General features: G+C 47.3%; 20 protein-coding genes. 9 read left to right on the forward strand and 11 right to left on the reverse strand.

Going from position 1 to position 17,795, the window contains the following annotated elements:
• Window positions 1-24: 24 nt before the first annotated feature.
• Together FIV45_RS08715 and FIV45_RS08720 are read right to left on the reverse strand one after the other, a co-directional pair.
• Window positions 25-474 carry a J domain-containing protein gene (locus FIV45_RS08715; RefSeq protein WP_099474665.1) on the reverse strand — a complete coding sequence of 150 codons (450 nt, stop codon included), beginning with the start codon at window positions 472-474 and terminating at the stop codon, window positions 25-27.
• Window positions 475-482: 8 nt separating this feature from the next.
• A complete protein-coding gene (locus tag FIV45_RS08720; protein ID WP_235868174.1) occupies window positions 483-1,325 on the reverse strand; it encodes a division plane positioning ATPase MipZ in 843 nt (280 codons plus the stop codon).
• Between the two features lie 164 nt (window positions 1,326-1,489).
• On the opposite strand from FIV45_RS08720, the gene FIV45_RS08725 reads away from it, so the two are divergent.
• Together FIV45_RS08725 and panC are read left to right on the forward strand one after the other, a co-directional pair.
• Window positions 1,490-2,443: a glucosaminidase domain-containing protein gene (locus tag FIV45_RS08725; protein ID WP_165777076.1), complete on the forward strand. Its 954-nt coding sequence runs from the start codon at window positions 1,490-1,492 to the stop codon at window positions 2,441-2,443.
• Between the two features lie 27 nt (window positions 2,444-2,470).
• Entirely contained in the window at window positions 2,471-3,379 is a 909-nt protein-coding gene (gene panC / locus FIV45_RS08730; RefSeq protein WP_099474671.1) for a pantoate--beta-alanine ligase, read from the forward strand.
• Window positions 3,380-3,388: 9 nt separating this feature from the next.
• Here panC and FIV45_RS08735 read toward each other — a convergent pair whose 3' ends face one another.
• From FIV45_RS08735 to FIV45_RS08750, 4 genes are all read right to left on the reverse strand, one after another.
• Window positions 3,389-3,814 (reverse strand): DUF1489 family protein, encoded by a 426-nt coding sequence (locus FIV45_RS08735; protein WP_099474673.1) that lies wholly within the window; start codon window positions 3,812-3,814, stop codon window positions 3,389-3,391.
• A 6-nt stretch (window positions 3,815-3,820) separates the two neighbouring features.
• Complete coding sequence (mgtE, locus tag FIV45_RS08740) at window positions 3,821-5,221, reverse strand: magnesium transporter (protein WP_099474675.1); 1,401 nt, start codon at window positions 5,219-5,221, stop codon at window positions 3,821-3,823.
• 375 nt (window positions 5,222-5,596) lie between these two features.
• Window positions 5,597-6,370 carry an alpha/beta fold hydrolase gene (locus FIV45_RS08745; RefSeq protein ID WP_099474676.1) on the reverse strand — a complete coding sequence of 258 codons (774 nt, stop codon included), beginning with the start codon at window positions 6,368-6,370 and terminating at the stop codon, window positions 5,597-5,599.
• Window positions 6,371-6,400: 30 nt separating this feature from the next.
• Window positions 6,401-7,078 carry an MBL fold metallo-hydrolase gene (locus FIV45_RS08750; protein ID WP_099474678.1) on the reverse strand — a complete coding sequence of 226 codons (678 nt, stop codon included), beginning with the start codon at window positions 7,076-7,078 and terminating at the stop codon, window positions 6,401-6,403.
• Window positions 7,079-7,335: 257 nt separating this feature from the next.
• Between FIV45_RS08750 and FIV45_RS08755 the strand changes: the two genes are divergently transcribed.
• From FIV45_RS08755 to FIV45_RS08765, 3 genes are all read left to right on the forward strand, one after another.
• The gene (locus FIV45_RS08755) at window positions 7,336-8,748 is read left to right on the forward strand and encodes a methyl-accepting chemotaxis protein (protein ID WP_099474680.1); all 1,413 of its coding nucleotides are present in this window, start codon (window positions 7,336-7,338) and stop codon (window positions 8,746-8,748) included.
• Between the two features lie 120 nt (window positions 8,749-8,868).
• Complete coding sequence (locus FIV45_RS08760) at window positions 8,869-9,330, forward strand: MaoC family dehydratase (RefSeq protein WP_099474682.1); 462 nt, start codon at window positions 8,869-8,871, stop codon at window positions 9,328-9,330.
• Window positions 9,331-9,458: 128 nt separating this feature from the next.
• Window positions 9,459-9,863 carry a hypothetical protein gene (locus tag FIV45_RS08765; RefSeq protein WP_099474683.1) on the forward strand — a complete coding sequence of 135 codons (405 nt, stop codon included), beginning with the start codon at window positions 9,459-9,461 and terminating at the stop codon, window positions 9,861-9,863.
• An 11-nt stretch (window positions 9,864-9,874) separates the two neighbouring features.
• Here FIV45_RS08765 and FIV45_RS08770 read toward each other — a convergent pair whose 3' ends face one another.
• The 4 genes from FIV45_RS08770 to petA all read right to left on the reverse strand — a co-directional run bounded on the left by FIV45_RS08770 (window position 9,875) and on the right by petA (window position 13,349).
• Window positions 9,875-10,621: a class I SAM-dependent methyltransferase gene (locus FIV45_RS08770; RefSeq protein ID WP_099474685.1), complete on the reverse strand. Its 747-nt coding sequence runs from the start codon at window positions 10,619-10,621 to the stop codon at window positions 9,875-9,877.
• 77 nt (window positions 10,622-10,698) lie between these two features.
• Window positions 10,699-11,535, reverse strand: coding sequence for a cytochrome c1 (locus tag FIV45_RS18445; RefSeq protein ID WP_204602332.1), 837 nt, complete (start codon window positions 11,533-11,535; stop codon window positions 10,699-10,701).
• A 4-nt stretch (window positions 11,536-11,539) separates the two neighbouring features.
• Window positions 11,540-12,808, reverse strand: a complete 1,269-nt coding sequence (locus FIV45_RS18450) for a cytochrome b (protein WP_165777077.1) — start codon at window positions 12,806-12,808, stop codon at window positions 11,540-11,542.
• Between the two features lie 10 nt (window positions 12,809-12,818).
• On the reverse strand, window positions 12,819-13,349 hold the full coding sequence (petA, locus tag FIV45_RS08780; RefSeq protein WP_099474687.1) for a ubiquinol-cytochrome c reductase iron-sulfur subunit: 531 nt from the start codon (window positions 13,347-13,349) through the stop codon (window positions 12,819-12,821).
• 331 nt (window positions 13,350-13,680) lie between these two features.
• Between petA and FIV45_RS08785 the strand changes: the two genes are divergently transcribed.
• Together FIV45_RS08785 and FIV45_RS08790 are read left to right on the forward strand one after the other, a co-directional pair.
• Complete coding sequence (locus FIV45_RS08785) at window positions 13,681-14,247, forward strand: GNAT family N-acetyltransferase (RefSeq protein ID WP_099474689.1); 567 nt, start codon at window positions 13,681-13,683, stop codon at window positions 14,245-14,247.
• A gap of 89 nt (window positions 14,248-14,336) precedes the next feature.
• Window positions 14,337-15,305 (forward strand): GNAT family N-acetyltransferase, encoded by a 969-nt coding sequence (locus tag FIV45_RS08790; protein ID WP_099474691.1) that lies wholly within the window; start codon window positions 14,337-14,339, stop codon window positions 15,303-15,305.
• Between the two features lie 18 nt (window positions 15,306-15,323).
• On the opposite strand, the gene FIV45_RS08795 is transcribed toward FIV45_RS08790, so the two are convergent.
• Window positions 15,324-16,328 carry a polysaccharide deacetylase family protein gene (locus FIV45_RS08795; RefSeq protein ID WP_099474694.1) on the reverse strand — a complete coding sequence of 335 codons (1,005 nt, stop codon included), beginning with the start codon at window positions 16,326-16,328 and terminating at the stop codon, window positions 15,324-15,326.
• Between the two features lie 88 nt (window positions 16,329-16,416).
• Here FIV45_RS08795 and FIV45_RS08800 point away from each other — a divergent pair, with 88 nt between their 5' ends.
• Window positions 16,417-16,881 carry a tRNA (cytidine(34)-2'-O)-methyltransferase gene (locus FIV45_RS08800; protein ID WP_099474696.1) on the forward strand — a complete coding sequence of 155 codons (465 nt, stop codon included), beginning with the start codon at window positions 16,417-16,419 and terminating at the stop codon, window positions 16,879-16,881.
• A 35-nt stretch (window positions 16,882-16,916) separates the two neighbouring features.
• On the forward strand, window positions 16,917-17,792 hold the full coding sequence (hemF, locus tag FIV45_RS08805; RefSeq protein ID WP_099474698.1) for an oxygen-dependent coproporphyrinogen oxidase: 876 nt from the start codon (window positions 16,917-16,919) through the stop codon (window positions 17,790-17,792).
• Window positions 17,793-17,795: the final 3 nt, after the last annotated feature.

Raw genomic sequence — 17,795 nt, forward strand, 5'->3', positions numbered from 1 at the left:
GACTCCTCCCCTGGTAATCGCGTTTTAGTCAATTTCTTCGAGTAAAATATCTCTTGCCTGATTCAGTTTGGTGGCGAAATAGTCCGATCCGCCCTGATCCGGATGCATTTTCATCATAAGTTTATGATGAGCTTCCTTAATTTCCGCCCGCGAGGGCCGTCCTGTCAGGTCAAGAATGCTCAAGGCTTCATCTTTCGTCATTCGGCCCAGTGCCTGCGTCGACGCCTTGGAAGGTCTGGATGAAACCATAAACCGCCATAAACCGCCCTGTGCAGAGAAAAAAGCCAAACCACCCAGAATGGCCGCGACGGCAACATTTCCCCGGATCAGGATCAAAAACGCCAATCCCCCGAGAACGACTGCGCCGCCATAGCGGAAAAGCAATGTCAGCTTAGGCGAGTTTGATTGCCTGATCAGCCGTGAAATCACGTAAACCAGAAAAACCAACCCGAGAATAATAAGGATATATGGCATCAAGGCCCCTATTCTGCTGCTGCGGCGGCTTTATGCCAGCCCGCCAATTTCAAATCATCCATCAGACGGCGAATTTCTTGTCGCGCCGCCACATGGGACATGGTCATCTTCTGATTACCGCTATCACGGAAATCAACCAACGTCAGACCTTTGGGGAAAAGCTCACGGTAGATGACGCGTTCGCCCAATCCCGGGACATACCGGAACGCCACCCGTTTTTGCAGCTGGTTCAGAACCTCATGAACCCGGCGCTTGTTTTTGGCATCCAGTGCCGATGTCCGATTGCGCATTACCACCCAATCAATGGTTCCCCGATCTTTCAGGGCGCGCTTCTTACGGGCTTCCCATACCATTTCGCTATACAGACTGAGTTTTTCCACCTGATAGGTATCCGGGTTGACCTTGGCCAACAAATCAACATCCACAAAACTGTCATTGACCGGAGTAATCAGGGTATCGGCGGACATATGGGCCACGCGGGACAAAAAGGTATCACTTCCCGGACAATCAATCAGAATATAGTCATACTCGTTTTGCAGGTTTCCAATAAGGGTCAAAAGGTTTTCTTCATCCTTCTGCTCCATTTCCGCGGCAGAGCCTTCTTCCGAACGGGGCAGAACATGCGCATCAGGCATGGTAAGCTTCAACCCGTGTTCAGCTGCGTAATCCTGACGGTTTTCAATATAACGGGCAAGAGACTTCTGGCGCGCATCGAGATCAATGATGGCAACCGTGAACCCCCGTTCCAGCAGGCTCACGACGATATGCATAGCGGAAGTGGACTTCCCTGATCCGCCTTTTTCATTCCCCACCACGATGATATGTGCACCGTTGTTTTTAGTTGTTTTCACCCCTTGGTTCATTATGACACCCTCACACTTTGAAACTTAATCTTAGGTCAGTTCCACTGAAATTTTAAGTCAATATTATTTAAAAGTCTGGCATTCCCACCCATACCTCATTATAAACTGACCGGTAACATATGGCCAGACGACTCTTAATCAGAATGACCGAAATGTATAAACACCATCAGCGTACCCCAATCAGAAACACTATTATAACCCTCTTTGCAATAGGGTTTTTTATTGTTGGACCTCTGTGGCTAGCCAACTGGCAGATTAAGCAGAGTTTCGTTCCTTATTCCCCTATCAAGCATGTTGATATAATCCATCTGCAAGAAGGAAAAAGCACTATAAAGCTTCTGGCGGCCTACGGGTTTGATCTGAGAAAGATTCGCCAGAAAAAATCCGGTGTTCCGGCCTTGTACTTTGCCAATCTGCCACGGGAATTAACGAAACTAAAGGACACCCGGGAAAAGAAGCGCCTGTTTCTATCCGCGCTGCTGCCCCCCATTCTCAAGGTCAACAACATTATTACGCAGGACAGACAGCGCCTGAAGAAAATCATCCTCAAGCTGACCTTGGGGGAGAATGCCACAGAGGCGGAATATTACTGGGTGACGCAAAAACTGGTATACTATAAAATCAAGGTCAATGATGTACAGGACTTCATGGATCGTATGGATGTGATTCTGGATGAGCTATTAAGCCGCATGAATGTAATTCCGCCACAACTGGCGTTGGCCCAGGCCGCTCAGGAAAGCGGATGGGGTACCTCGCGTTTTTCCCAGAAAGGTAATGCGCTATATGGTGAATGGATCTGGGGGAACGGCTGCGGCATGGTGCCCCGACAGCGGGAGCCGGGTAAAAAACATCGTATGAAGTGCTTCCCTACTATTATTGAAGCCGTCAGCAGCTATATCCACAACCTGAATACCCATCGGGCCTATCAGGAATTGAGGCAGGTCAGGCGTCGGTTTCGGGATGACCAATCCATGGATGTCAATGCGCTGGTGGAAACCATGACGCAATATTCACAGGAAAGGGATCATTATGTCACAAAAATCAAAAATATTATTCGTGTTAACAGGCTCAATGATTTCAGACGTGCTTACTTACAACCCGTGTGAAACAAAGATCGCTGATTAGGAAAAAGTATGATTTCATCATCTGTTCAGATTATCCGTATCAAAAGTGAACTGCGGGCGCAGATCAAGGCCTGGCGCATGGAAGGATTGACCATTGGAATGATCCCGACCATGGGCGCCCTGCACCATGGGCACCTTTCCCTGATCCGTCAAATTCAGCAACATGTGGACAAGGTCGTGGTCAGCATCTTTGTAAACCCAAAACAATTTGGCCCCAACGAAGATTTTGACAAATACCCGCGACAGGAAACAGCCGATGTCATGAAACTGGAAGAGGTCCAGGCGGATTTGCTATATGCCCCAAATCCGGAAGAAATGTATCCCGGCGGTTTTCTGACCAATGTTTCCGTGTCTGAAATCACCGAAGGACTATGCGCCGCAAAACGTCCCGGACATTTTGATGGCGTAACAACAGTGGTCACCAAACTGTTGCTTCAATGTCTGCCCGATATGGCGATTTTCGGTGAAAAAGATTTCCAGCAGTATGTGGTGTTGAAACGTCTGACCCTGGACCTTGATATTCCCACACAGGTGATTTGTGGAGACCTTATTCGCGACGATGATGGTCTCGCCACCTCTTCACGCAATGTCTACCTCAGCCCGGAAGAACGCCAAATCGCGCTCGAAATCCCCAAAACCCTCCAGCAAATCGTCAAAGATATCGAAAGTGGCGCCATAGAACAAGGCAAGCTTTCGTTGCAGGAAATACTCGACAAAGGAACCGAGCACCTGCTATCGGCCGGTTTTAAAGAAGTGCAATATCTGGAGATCAGGCGTTCCGAAGATCTGGCGCCAGTGGTCGACAGGCTAACGGCGCCGTCCCGGGTTCTGGTGGCGGCCGTTGTCGGCAAGACCCGCCTGATCGATAACATGCCAATCCGCGTATCCGATAAGGTGCATCCGCCTATTCTCGACTAGACCCCGCGATTACAACAGGCCAAGGTCCCTGAGTTTTTGCGACATGTCCTCCGGCAGGCTGTCGGACCGGGCGCCATCGGCGATGTCTTTTGGCGCATCCTTGGGGTCCAGATAACGCCACCCCTGATGCGGCCGCCGCGGTTGGCTTTCGGTCCGCACCAAATTTGTGTCCATGACAAATTTGCATTTTACGCCGGTATCCGTTTCCACCGGTTCAAGCCCGATGATGCGTTGCCGCACCTGGATAAATCCTTTGATTACCCAATAAATGGATCCCCCGTCCAGAACCTCCACGGCTCGTTTAGGACGCGCGCGGGTGATATGATAATTATACGGGGTGCCATCGGGAAGGAAATGTGACCTGGCCTGTCGAACCTCAATCAAATGTTCAATGCTATCAATGCCGACACAAAGTTTTAAAATATGTACTGTCATGGAACCTTACAAAAGCGTAATCGAAGCCAGACCGAGAAAGGCGTAAAAGCCGATAACATCGGTAATGGTGGTAACAAAAATACTGCTGGCAAGTGCGGGGTCAATGTTCATTTTATCAAGCCCCACCGGCACCAGAATGCCGGACAGGCCGGCACACACCATATTGATCACCATAGCCACGGCAATTACCCCGCCGAGGGCGACATTGGAAAAATACAGCGATGTCAGGACACCAATAATAACCGCCATCACCAGTCCGATCAGCAATGAAATGGAGAATTCTTTACCGATCACCCGGCGGACGTTGGAGGACGTCAGGTCCCTGGTCGCCAAAGCCCGCACCGCCACCGTCATGGTTTGTGTGCCGGCATTTCCTCCCATACTGGCAACGATTGGCATCAGAATAGCCAGCGCCACCATCTGCTGAATGGTGCCATCAAAAATCGCAATCACCATTGAGGCGAGGATCGCCGTCAACAGATTTACCAATAACCAGACAATACGGTTCCGGGAAGCTTCAAAAATGGTTTCGGTGATATCCGTTTCCTGGATACCGGCCATACGCATGATATCTTCCTGAGCCTCTTCATTGATCACGTCAACCACGTCATCGACCGTAATCATCCCCATCAGGCGGCCGCTTTCGTCAACAACCCCCATAGACGTCAGATCGTATTGCCGGAACATGTAAGCGACTTCTTCCTGGTCTTTCGAGGCAGGCACCACTTTCGGATCCGAATCCATAATTTCACTGACATGAGTTTTATCCTCGGCACGGATCAGGCGGCTCAATGAAACAGTACCAATGGGATGATGCAGCGGGTCAACCACAAAAATTTCATAGAATTCGGATGGCAGGTCTTCATCGGCGCGCAGAGTTTTGATCACATGTCCTACGGTCCAGGATCCTGGCACCGTGATGACATTTTTCTGCACCATACGTCCGGCGCTGTCTTCCGGATAGGAAAACGCTTCTTCGACCACCAGCCGTTCTTCACTCGGCATGGCGGCGATGATCCTGTCACGCTCCGCCTCGTCGATATCTTCCAGAATGCCGACGGCGTCATCACTTTCCATCTGGCTGATGGCGTCAACCACATGTTGATCATCCATTTTATGAATGACTTGATCCAGCGCGGAATCCTCAAGCTCCATCAGAACTTCAGGGTCCATTTCCGCGCCGTAATAATCAACAAGTTCCACCCGTTCATTACCGCTCAACTGTTCAAAAACATCGGCAACGTCGGCGGAATGCAACGGTTCAAGCAAGTAGTCTAGCTGCTCGGAGTCATTTTCCTGCAAGGCATGAGAAATCTCGTCAATCAACTGAGGTGTTACTTCGAACACATCCTGTTGCGGCGACGATTTGCTTTTCTGCTGCTCTGATGACGGGTCGTAATGTGCCATAACGACTTACCCTGCATTTTCATTGGCCCATCCGGTGGGCACAGTTTAAATTCTTCTTGTCTCTGGTATCGGATTTTTATGAATTAAGGTCAAGGATTTATCCACCCGACTTCTTGTAAATAGAAAGGAATCTTCAGGGGGCGTTCGAATGACTTGTAAATGGTTAACAAAAAGTTAATTTATAAGACAATTCCTTTGCTTATTCTTTTTATTCAGATAAAATAATATACAATCTACCGAGTCGACCAACGAAGTCGGCAGAATTAAATTTCATGTAAGTACATTTATTAAAACTTTTGTTCACTAAGGTAGTCAGGCAGAAATACACAAAAGAGACGGTTTATCCCGTCTCTTTTGTCGTTTCAGGCGTCTGCCTTAGCCGTGTTTTACAAGATAGTTTTCCATCACAGTCGCCAGTCTTGCCGGCGTTTCCAGCATAGGAAAATGGCCGCTGTTCTGTATCACATCAATCGTCGCTTTCGGAAACCACTCCAGAATAGTCTGGCTCATGGCTTCTGCGGTGATGCCCTGATCATACTCGCCAACCAATACCAGAATTGGCGTTTTCAGACCCTGAACCTTGTTCGAAAAGTCCGTTTCTGTCCACGCCAGCATATAATCATGAAACGCCTGTTTTTCCGTGGTTTCCCGTGATCGCCGGACAATATATTTATACCAGGACTCTGATAAACGGCTGCTTGTCAGATAGTTTAATATCTGGATACGGTTTTCATCCTGTTCTGCGGCCCGGTGAAACAGCGGCTTGCTGTCGTCTTCCAACGGAGATCCACACGCGGGAACCGGGGTAATGGCAACTGCCGAACTTACCCGGTTCGGGACCATTTGTATCACTTTCTGCACCGCCATGCCGCCCATGGAATGGCCCACCAGATGAAACATATTCCAGTCCAGATGATCCGCTAAAGCGATACAGTCCTTGGCAATTTGTTCAATAGTATGCTCCCCGGCCATGTTAAGCGATTTGCCATACCCGCGATAATCCGGAAAAGCATAGGTAAACCGGTTCGTATCCAGAAAAGGTATGATGCTGTCATACGCCGTATGGTCGCTCCACCATCCGTGAAGAATAATGACTTTTTGCGGCCCCTGCCCCAAGACAATATGGCCGATGATGTCGTTGTCACTCATGATGTTCCGTCTCCTGCTCTTGACCTATCTCTACTCAAGGATGATAATCTGCCCCTGCAGCGGAATTATACAATCGCCGCATTTCGGGACAATCTCGTCTTTGGTATGATGGTAAATGATTATTTTTTTCGCCGCGGGCAGCGCCTGATTCAATATTGCCTTGCGATAAAACCAGGGAGTAATGAACAAGGCCTCCAGTTCTGGCAGATTTTTCAACACCGCAAGCTGTTCCGTATCCCCGGTAAAAAACAGCTTCTTGTTTTGCCAGTTAACCAAATATGTATAATGCTCGACATTGGCATGGGCCGCCTTCACAGGGGTTATTTTAGCCGCGCCGAAGGTGATCCTGTCTGTAAAGGGGATCACTTTGCTCCGCGGCATCATCGCCGTAATCTCCGCCGGACCAATCAGAGACCACCCCCGTTCGATAAACAGCAAAGGCGCAAAATGATCCTCATGGCGGTGAGTGACCAAGGCTGCCACATTTTGGGTTTCCGCTGGAAGGCTATATTCATACTCCATATAGCCATAGGCCCCCGATTTATAGGGAAAATCCGTCATAATGGTGTGATCGCCATCGCTGATGCGGAAAGCTTCATTGCCGATAAATTCCACTTCCAGCGCTTGAGCATGACTGTTTTCAGCAGGAAACAGGACGCTGGCAAACAGCAGCCCCGTCAGCACAACATACTTCAGAGTATAGATCATATGTCTTCCCCATATTTTTGATGTCACAACAGTGTACAGTATGAAATAGTATTTTCAAATAGACCATACCAAATTTCACAACAGCTGCACCGGTCTTTTACCGAGGCTGTTTGACCACTAAACTCCTTTAGATATTAAATATTCTTCCATCAGAACAATATTTTTTTTCATTTCGTTTTTCTCTCCTTGGTTAACATTTTCTTCAGGATTGAGGCATAGGTATCAAGATATAAAATCGGTCTTTCAGAGTAGAAATTATGAAGAATATCCCTTTACGCCGCATCGGCGTCGCCGTCATCGTTTTGTTTTTAATGGCGGGCGCCCTGTTTATTTCCACCTCCTATAACATTTATGCCAATATTGCAGATGCACAGACCTTGTGGTTATCAGATAGCGCCGCAAGCGACAGCACCCTGGCCCGCGAATTGACCGCTAAACTGGACCGTGCCAACAGTTTTGCTACAGCCATGTTCTGGTCCGCCATCGCCAGTATGATTGTCATGATTATTTCTACTTACCAGGTGTTGTTCAAAACCATTTTGCAGCCCCTCACCCGCATCACCGACTCCCTCACCGAACTTGCCCAAGGGCATCTTAACATCACCATTCCCTGCGCCGACTACGGATCTGAATTTGGAGAAATGGCGGATGCAGCCCGCCAGTTTCAGGTCAGCAGTCAAGAACGTCTGAAGCTGGAAGAAGATAATATAAGGGCGCAAAAGGAAAAAATGCAGCTGGAAGATCAGAATCGTCAGCAACAGGACAAAGTGCGGCAGGAAAAACGTGACAAAGAACGCGAACAACTTCGCTTGCAGGAACAACGCACACAGGATTTGGAACAACGCATCAATCTGTTTGATCAGCAAATCAAGGGCAACATGCAGCAGGTCGAACTCGCCGTCCAGAAATTGAGTGATTCCTCCGGCGCCATGTCGGATACCGCTGTCGCCACCGAGAACCAGACCACCACGGCCGCCACCGGGGCAAACCAGAGTTCCCGCAACATGCAGATGGTTGTCAGTTCGACCGAAGAACTGGCCCGGTCCATTGCCCAGATCAGCAGTCAGATGGATCAGTCCCGCAAGATTACGCAGGATGCCATTGAGAAGGTGGATACGACCGCCACAACGGCAGGCCATCTGACGACGTCATCCCGGAGCATCGGCGACGTCATCAGCCTGATTGAAGAAATTGCCAATCAAACAAATCTTCTTGCGCTTAACGCCACCATTGAAGCCGCCCGTGCTGGTGAAGCCGGCAAAGGATTTGCCGTCGTGGCGTCAGAAGTCAAGGCGCTGGCTGGCCAAACAGCAAGCGCCACACAGGAAATCACCGGGCATATCAATGAAATTCAGAACATCAGTGAGAATATTGTCAAGGACATCAGTGACGTAAAGACGATTGTTGAAGAAAATTCGCGCATCATCAGCACTGTCAACAACGCCGCCGAAGAACAATCCTATGCCACGCGGGAAATCACTTCTCATATTCAGCAGGCCGCCAATGAAACCAATCAGGTGTCCAGTCAGATTAATCTGGTTCAAAAAGGTATAACCACAACCCTCAATGCATCCCATGCGGTACAGGGAATTTCAACTGACCTGTCCCGGAACGGGGTACAAATTCAAAGCGTGGTCGGGGAATTCCTTGGGGACATCCGCGCCATATAGGAAGAAATCGCAACATTGTAAAGGCGGCTTTAACTCAGGAAGTCGTCGGAAATAGTTTTTCTTGCCCTCTCAGCAGAAGAAATATAATATCTGACAGATACATATAAAGAGGAGCGTGACATGCTGACATTTGAAGATTTCACAATAGGTCAAATCACTGAATTTGGGGATTATCTGGTGACCGAGGAAGAAATCATCGAATTCGCCACCAAATATGATCCCCAGCCGTTCCATACTGATCCGGAATTCGCCGCCAAATCCTTTCATGGAAAACTGATCGGCAGCGGCTGGATGACTACCGCAATCATGATGAGAATGCTCTGTGATAATGCTCTGACCAACAGCAGCAGCATTGGGTCCCCGGGCGTTGATAATCTGCGCTGGGTAAAACCTGTCTATGCCGGGGATCGTCTGCGGGTACATTGCGAAATCCTGTCTGCACGGGAATCAAAAACCCGTCCTGGTGTCGGTATTGTTGTTCAGAAGGTCGCTGTTCTTAATCAAAACGATGAAGCCGTAATGACTTTGCAGCCGACAAGCATGTATCTCACCCGTATCGCCGCCGCCCAACAGCAGAAATAGAGGTCAAAGTTACTCCCCAAAGGACACCTTCGTTTTAAGGCGAGAGATCAACTTTAACTTTCTAAAGTTGATGAAGGACGTTAGTCTACACCTGTTTTTGAATAGAAACTGAAACATTGGAGTCCCATGTGAAACTGGCTGAACTGACACACAACAAATACCTAAAAACCCGCCTGGCGATTATCTTTATACTGAGTGGGTTGCTTATCCTATACCACTTGTCAAAAGTAGTTGACCTCTACATTGCTCCCGGCATCACTGAGGCATCTCCACTCTTACTGATCCAATCAGCCGTACGCATCGCGATTGCCAGCACTCTTCTTCTGGTCGTATTCGGCCAGAAAAGGGCATTATGGGGGATGTGGATCGCCATTACGGCGCTGACTGTGACCCGGTATATTCTTTTACTGCAAACTGAACCCTTAAGTGGCATTGAGTTTACAACTTATCTATCCTACCTCAGGGGCTTTATTTTTCCGACGATCATCACGCTATGTTATCCTACCGCACGGCGGGAGAATTTAACCCCCTGAAGCATGCTCTGTCAGAAGCGGCTAATTTTTACGGTTAACGGCCACCTCACCTGCTTTACCTTGGCGGGATCACCCCAGACCTGCTGCAGATCATCCCGTATCACATCCATGGGATCCTGTCCCTGTGCCGCCTTGTAGCGCGCCACAGCAGACCACGTATCAAGGTAGCCCGTCAACTCCGCCAAATTCCATTCAATACACATATCAAACTGAAGTGCATCCTCAACCGTAAACGGAAAGATGATATTTTTATAACCGGTGTCGACCAACTGACGTTCTGGGGGCCAATAATCACCCAACATATCATCACAATAATGGTTCACCACCCGGTCAATCTCGGGGGTCACTTTAAGGTAATTATAGGTCCAGGCGGCAAATATCCCGCCCGGCCTGATCACTCGTCTGACTTCTTCGAAAAAATCAGTTTCCGCAAACCAGTGCAGCGCCTGCGCCACTGTTATCAGGTTAACACTCTTGTCAGAAAGCCCGCTTTGTTCACCGCGCGCCACCCGGAAAAGGACATTATCCGGGCCGGACGCCTGCCCGACCTGGGCAGCACTTGCATCTGTCGCGATAACTTGCCTGAAGTAAGGGGCGAGCCCGCGGGCCGCTTGTCCGGTGCCCGTGGCGCAATCCCACATCAGATCATGGGCGGTAGAAATTTCCGCCAGATGCCTATAGAGCTCTACAGGATAAGTGGGCCGGTAAAGACCATACCCTTTTGACTGGGTCGAAAAATGATCCTTGAACTCCGCCATAATCCCTCCTGAGAATGTTCATAAAAAAGGGCCGCCCAAAAGGCAGCCCTTAAATCTAACATCAAAAGCAAGATTTCTTATACAAGGTCTTCGCCTTTTTTGACCCGTTTCCAGACCCGCTTGTTAACAAAATACAGCAGGATGGTCAGCAGTGTCATATAGATGATAACCTTCAGACCCATTTTCTTCCGCTCTTCCATTTTAGGCTCTGCAGCCCAATACATGAACGTTGCGACGTCTTTGGCCATCTGTTCTTTTGTTGCCTCGGTGCCGTCAGCATATTCGACCAGTTCGTCAAACAGTGGCGGCGCCATAGCAATCTGGTTACCAGAGAAGGCTTCATTGAAATACATCCCCTCGGCCATTTCAACCCCGTGCGGGGCCTCTTCGTGGTATGTCGTCAGGATGCCAACGATATAATCTTCACCGTAAATGCTGTTCCACGGCGTGAAGATGGATAGATGTTCACGAGATTTCCCCAGAAGGGAAAAGTCAGGTGGAAAAGCGCCATTGTTTGATTCCCGGGCTTCTTCCTCTGATCCAAAAGGAGAAGGGAAATAATCCTGAGGCAAACCTTTACGGTATTTGACTTCGCCTTCATCATCCAGTCCGGCAGGGAATTCATATTCAGCGGCGAAAGCTTTCACTTCATCCACGGAATAGCCCAGATCGGCCAGGTTGCGAAAGGCCACCATTTTAAGGGAGTGGCAAGAAGAACAAACTTCTTTATAAACCTGAAGCCCACGCTGCAATGCCGCTTTATCGAAGGTTCCGAAAGGCCCCGCATGAGGCCATTCGTTTTTCTTCAGATCGTAAGCGCTGTCGCCGGCAGCGGCGGAAACCGCCGTACCGCCAACGACCATTACGGTTGCTGTCACAGCCATCAGGCCAATTTTCTTGATAGTATACAACATATCTTTAGCCTTTCTGGTTTGCGTCAAGAACTGACTGGGCAATACTGGTCGGAACAGGTTTCGTACTTTCCATGCGACTGACCAGCGGTACAATCACAATGAAGTAGGCAAAGTAGAAAACAGACCCAATCTGACCCAGGGTCAACGCGGTAACACCGCCTGCCATATCAATCATTACTTCATCCGGCAGTTTTGTCCCGAGATAGCCAAGGAAGATCGCATTAACCAGGAACAACCAGAAGAAAAAGGCTGTTACCGGACGGAACTTCGCAGACCGGATTTTGGACCCGTCAAGCCATGGCAGAACAAAGAAAATCAGAATGGACGCAAACATAGCGATCACACCAAGAAGCTTGTCCGGTACGGCCTTCAGGATCGTATAGAAAGGCAGGTAATACCATTCCGGTACGATATGAGCCGGCGTTACCATTGGATTGGCTTCGATGTAGTTGTCCGGATGCCCCATGATATTCGGCATAAAGAAGATGAATACGGCAAAGATCACGATAAAGAAGGACAGCCCAAAGGCATCTTTCGCTGTGTAATAGGGGTGGAACGGGATTTTGTCACCCGGACCTTTCGCATCAATACCCAGAGGGTTGTTGGACCCTGGCAGATGCAATGCCCAAATATGCAAAATCACAACACCGACAATCACAAACGGCAGCAGATAATGCAGGCTGAAGAAGCGTTGCAGTGTCGGATTATCAACAGAGAAACCGCCCCACAGCAGATGCAAAATGCTTTCGCCCATACCGTCAACGAAGTCAAAGGCGCCAAACAGGTTGGTGATCACCGTTGCGCCCCAGAAGCTCATCTGGCCCCATGGCAGAACGTATCCCATAAAGCCGGTAGCCATCATCAGCAGATAAATGACCAGCCCCAGGAACCACAACACTTCGCGGGGAGACTGGTAAGAGCCAAAATACATACCGCGCAGGATATGAATATAAACCACGACAAAGAACATCGAGGCGCCATTGGCATGAATATAGCGAATCAACCAGCCATAATTCACGTCGCGCATGATATGTTCGACCGCAGCGAAGGCGAAATCCACATGCGGCGTGTAATGCATAACCAAGATAATACCGGTGATGATCTGCACAACCAGCATAAAGCCGGCCAGTGATCCAAAGTTCCACCAGTAGTTCAGGTTCCGGGGGGCGTTATAGCCGGCACCCAGGGTCCCATGAATAAGGCCCAGAATCGGCAGTCGATCCTCAAACCATTTTACAGCCTTGTTTTCAGGCGTATACGTACTAGATCCCATTTTTAGCTCCCTATCCGATCTTGACCGTTGTATCGTTCAAAAACGCATATGTTGGTACTTCCATATTCCGGGGCGCCGGGCCCTTACGGATACGACCGGAAATGTCATAATGCGATCCGTGACAAGGACAGAACCAGCCACCGAATTCTCCACGCTGATCAAGAGGCACACAGCCCAGATGTGTACAAACACCAACCATGATCAGCCATTCAGGCTTCTCGGTCCGTTGTTCGTCAGTCTGGGGGTCTCTCAGATCGGCTGTGTCGTCTGCAACCGCTTTTGCAATTTCTGCATCCGTTCTATGGCGAATGAAGACAGGCTTACCGCGCCACAGGATTTTTACGGTTTGTCCTCGTGGAATGGAGGACAGATCCACCTCAACAGAGGCAAGCGCCAAAACGTCAGCGGATGGATTCATTTGATCGACAAGGGGCCAGGCCGCGGATGCTACACCCACGGTGCCTACCGCACCTGCCGCAACATAAAGGAAATTACGCCGGGTAACGTCCTCGTCATGTTCAGAATGGTCAGTGGTGGTCATTAAAGAACCTCTTAAATGCTTTTATGCAGACTACTTAATTCAATTGGTCAAGAGGATAGAATAAACCGCCGCTTTCTTAAAACATGTTTAAGCAAACAACACACGCAAACCCCACCCTTCCATATACACCGTCCCTGATTTACTCAGTTTAAAGATAATTTGCAATCACTTATTGGCTCTTTCTTCCGGAAAGGCAGGTTGAAAGTGTTATTTACATTGATTTCACACTCAAATAAACTACCTTAAAATTCATACAATATGTTTATGCTTAACGACATCAGCTACAAAGCTCTTAAATTTATACATCTCTAAACTCGATATCATTAATCTTATGCATACCTTCATAAAAAAAACCGCCAAACTTATTTTTAGAGATTATCAAATCTATAAAATATATTTCATTGATATACAAAATTATGAGCTCAGTAATTTAGATATAAATTTACAAGAGTTATCAGGAGTTTTTAGACCTATTCAGCTATCTGATGACCATTCTGCGGGCTTTTCAGGGCCGGAAGCTTATGGGTATGAATATTTAAGCAGTTTATCTCATACAGAAGCATTGGCACAATGTTGGTATTGGTATGGGGAACGTTATAAAGTTCGTAATTTCTGGCCTTTAAATGAAAAAGAGGCCAAATTGGTTGACATCGAGACCACGCAAAAAGCAAGAGGCATGGGGATTGCTCCGGCCTTAATCGCCTATTCCTGTGCTCAAATGAAAGAAAATGGATTTAAAAAGCTATATGCTCGTATCTGGCATTCAAACAAACCCAGTATAAAAGCTTTTAGTAAAGCAGGCTGGCAACCTTTAAAAACTATTATTGAATTTTATTTTCTAGGCAGAAAGCTACGCCTTGAATTTATCTCCAGAAAAAGAAAAACGTTTTTTTTCTAATACCTTTAATCCTTTAGTAGCTTTTTTCGTGAATAAACTTCCGATCACTATGAAGCTCACATACAATAATAAGGTCGTACATAATACTGATGTCTAATGCATGGAAAACCAAAGATATTTCATTACCATACTGGATTGGGGAAATCTGCTTATTCCGCAAGCTATTTACGGTCTCAACCTTAAATATTGATTTTATAAATCATAAATCACAAAGTCTCAATACAATCATACCTGAACTTATTAAAGAACATGAGAATACTGGACCAGAAACTGATGCCAAAGAATTTGAATTTGGTTTTCTGTTATATTCCATCCCTCTTAAAGAAGGACATAAAGATTTTTGGATAGAAGACAATCAAATAAAATACATTGTCAAAACGTATAATCGCTATTATGTCAACATTAAAGGATCATTTGATGAATATATAAAAGGTTTTTCCTCGAAAACCAGATCTACGTTAAAAAGAAAGATAAATAAATTTGAAAAAATTTCTGGAGGTACCATAGACTGGAGAACTTATTCCACTCCGACAGAAATGGCTGAATTTCACAAAGTAGCCCGTAAAATTTCCAAAGAAACATATCAGGAAAAGCACCTCAATGTTGGATTACCTGATGATGAAGATTTTAAAGCTGACATGATTGAGCGAGCAAAATCTAATACGGTCAATGGTTATTTACTCTATTTAGACGGAAAAGCTATCAGTTACCTTTATTCACCGATAGACCAAGGCAGATTCATATATGCATACCTTGGATACCTTCCCGAAACCTCAAAACTCTCACCAGGAACCGTTTTATTCTTGAAAGCCTTAGAACAAATATTTGACTCGGGAAGCGGGAAAATTTTTGATTTTACAGAAGGTGAATCAGAGCAAAAAAAAATGTTTTCAACAAACCATGTCTATTGTGGAAACCTTATATGTTTAGAAAATACTCCCACAAACTATTTTTGGCTCATGCTCAATAAAGTAACCAATAGAATTTCGAAATATTTAGGGGATTTCTTTGATAAACTAGGTTTGAAGAAAACGATCAGAAAACTTCTTCGCCATTAAATTTTAATATAGCGGTTTTTAATACAGTGATATGCTGTCACTCAATTTATTGTGCATTTTACGCACCACAGCATAATGTGTCGGCACTTTCATAATAGGTCCGCAATCGCCTTCTTTACAGGTCCAATTACTCACAGAGTCTCCAAATGTAGCTGTAACAAAATCCTGATCATGCTCAGCAACAAACTGACATAATTTCTGCAGTCGCGTCTGATTTACCCGGTTACGACACAAACCATTAAACTGAAAATCATCTCTTTTAACAAATTCAAAGGGGTGGGTAAGAATCACGATATTTTCAACCCCCATCTTTCGCGCCTGCCAAAGAATATACTTCATTTCCGGCCAGGAACAGCTGGTAATCTGCAAAGATTTTTGATGAGTTTTGCCAAGAATATTCATATCCTGATAGGTGAATACAGGCAGCTCCATCACACCTTCAATCCGTTTCCGCCCACCCAAGATTTGCAACTCAGGCTCTTTTGGTTGAAATACACCGAGAGCAATATTGGAAGCCAACGGGATTCCAAGGTCCCTCATCACTTGATATAGGTTTCTGTCCGCCACCAGACTGCCAGTACGAATGGCATCGGGGCGTTTTCCGACCCACCGTTCAAAAACTTCTATACAGAGCGTAAAAATACGCGTCAATTCCTCAGCGGAGCGTCCCGCACAACTGTCATTTGTCGAAAACCCCCTGTATTCGGAATCTTTGTTGAAATTTAACCAGCAGGGGTGCACATGAAGTTGCACATCCTGTCCCGCCATAAGAATCCGTTTAACAAACCCCTGCATTGGCTCATCACCAAAGTAAAAATAGTTGGCGCACTCGACGAAGAAACTGGCAGAAATATTATATTTTTCAAATGTTTCTAGCAGAAACCCCAGCCCCTGTTCTTTACCATTAACCACACAAGCGACTGCGGGTGCCGCGACAGGTGTGTATTTTTCTGGATTTTCAAAAGCCCCAGCAATGCTGAATTCTGTATCAATCGTGATTGTTATTTCGGTAGGTTTTTGCATATCCCCAGCTCTTTTATTGATTGACGAGTAAATTACTTCTATATCTACTTCGGATTTATTATAAACGACTTTCGAAGTTATTAATACCATGCAAATTGCACTTTATCAGCCGGATATCCCGCCCAACACAGGTACCATCATTAGAATGGCCGCCTGTCTGGATGTCAGGGTGAATATTATTGAGCCCTGCGGTTTCCCCTTTGGCGAAAAATCCTTTCGTCGGGCCGGCATGGACTATATTGATCAATCCATGATCACACGCCATGCGTCATGGGATCATTTTCTGGATGCCGTGTCCCCGGCCCGGATTATTCTTCTGACCACCAAGGCTGATCATGTGTACACCGATGTCGCTTATCAGCCAGAAGACATCATCCTGCTTGGCCGCGAAAGCGCCGGGGTGCCTGATGACGTGCATCAGCGGGCCGATAAACGGGTTATCATTCCAATGACACCGGAAACAAGATCATTGAATGTGGCAATCTCGGCCTCTATGGTGCTTGGCGAAGCCCTGCGCCAAACGAATCTCTTTCCGGCCTATACCGGAAAATAAGACTTAAAAATGAAGACTTCAGGAAATACCGTTAGATGACAGCCCTATTGGATACCGACCGCACAAAGCAACAGCAAACCCAGGCCCAGGAATGGTTCAAGGAACTCCGCGATCAGATTTGTGCCGCCTTTGAAAAAATCGAAGACGAACTCACCGGCACCTACAGTGATCGTGCTCCGGGACGGTTCGAACGCACCGCATGGAATCGCAATGACGATCCGGCCTGCGGCGGCGGCGTCATGTCCGTAATGAAAGGCCGCGTCTTCGAGAAGGTCGGCGTGAATATTTCCACAGTTTACGGGGAATTCGCCCCGGAATTCGCCAAGTCAATGCCAGGCGCCGAAGAAGACCCTCGTTTTTGGGCCAGTGGTATTTCTCTTGTCGCTCATATGCATAATCCCCTGGTGCCTGCTGTTCACATGAATACCCGACACATCATCACCCGACAATCCTGGTTTGGCGGCGGTGGCGATCTCAATCCGGCCCTGCCAAACGAAAAAGACACGGCAGATTTCCATGCTCAGTTCAAGCAGGCCTGTGATCGCCATAACCCCGACTATTACGCCAAATATAAAGCCTGGTGTGATGAATATTTTTATAACAAACACCGGCAAAAGGCTCGCGGTGTCGGCGGCATATTCTACGACAAACTCAACAGTGGCGTCTGGGCCGACGATTTTGCCTTTACCCAGGACGTCGGCAAAGCATTCCGCGATATATACCCCAAGATTGTCCGCCGCCACATGAATGAAGAGTGGACCGATGAACAACGGGAAGAATTGCTCTATTACAGAGGGTTATATGCTGAATTTAATCTGGTTTATGACCGGGGAACAACCTTTGGCCTGAAAACAGGCGGCAATGTAGACGCCATATTGATGTCCCTGCCCCCCGAAGCGAAATGGCGTTAACCA

This window comes from Paremcibacter congregatus (genome assembly GCF_006385135.1).
GTDB classification, from domain to species: domain Bacteria; phylum Pseudomonadota; class Alphaproteobacteria; order Sphingomonadales; family Emcibacteraceae; genus Paremcibacter; species Paremcibacter congregatus.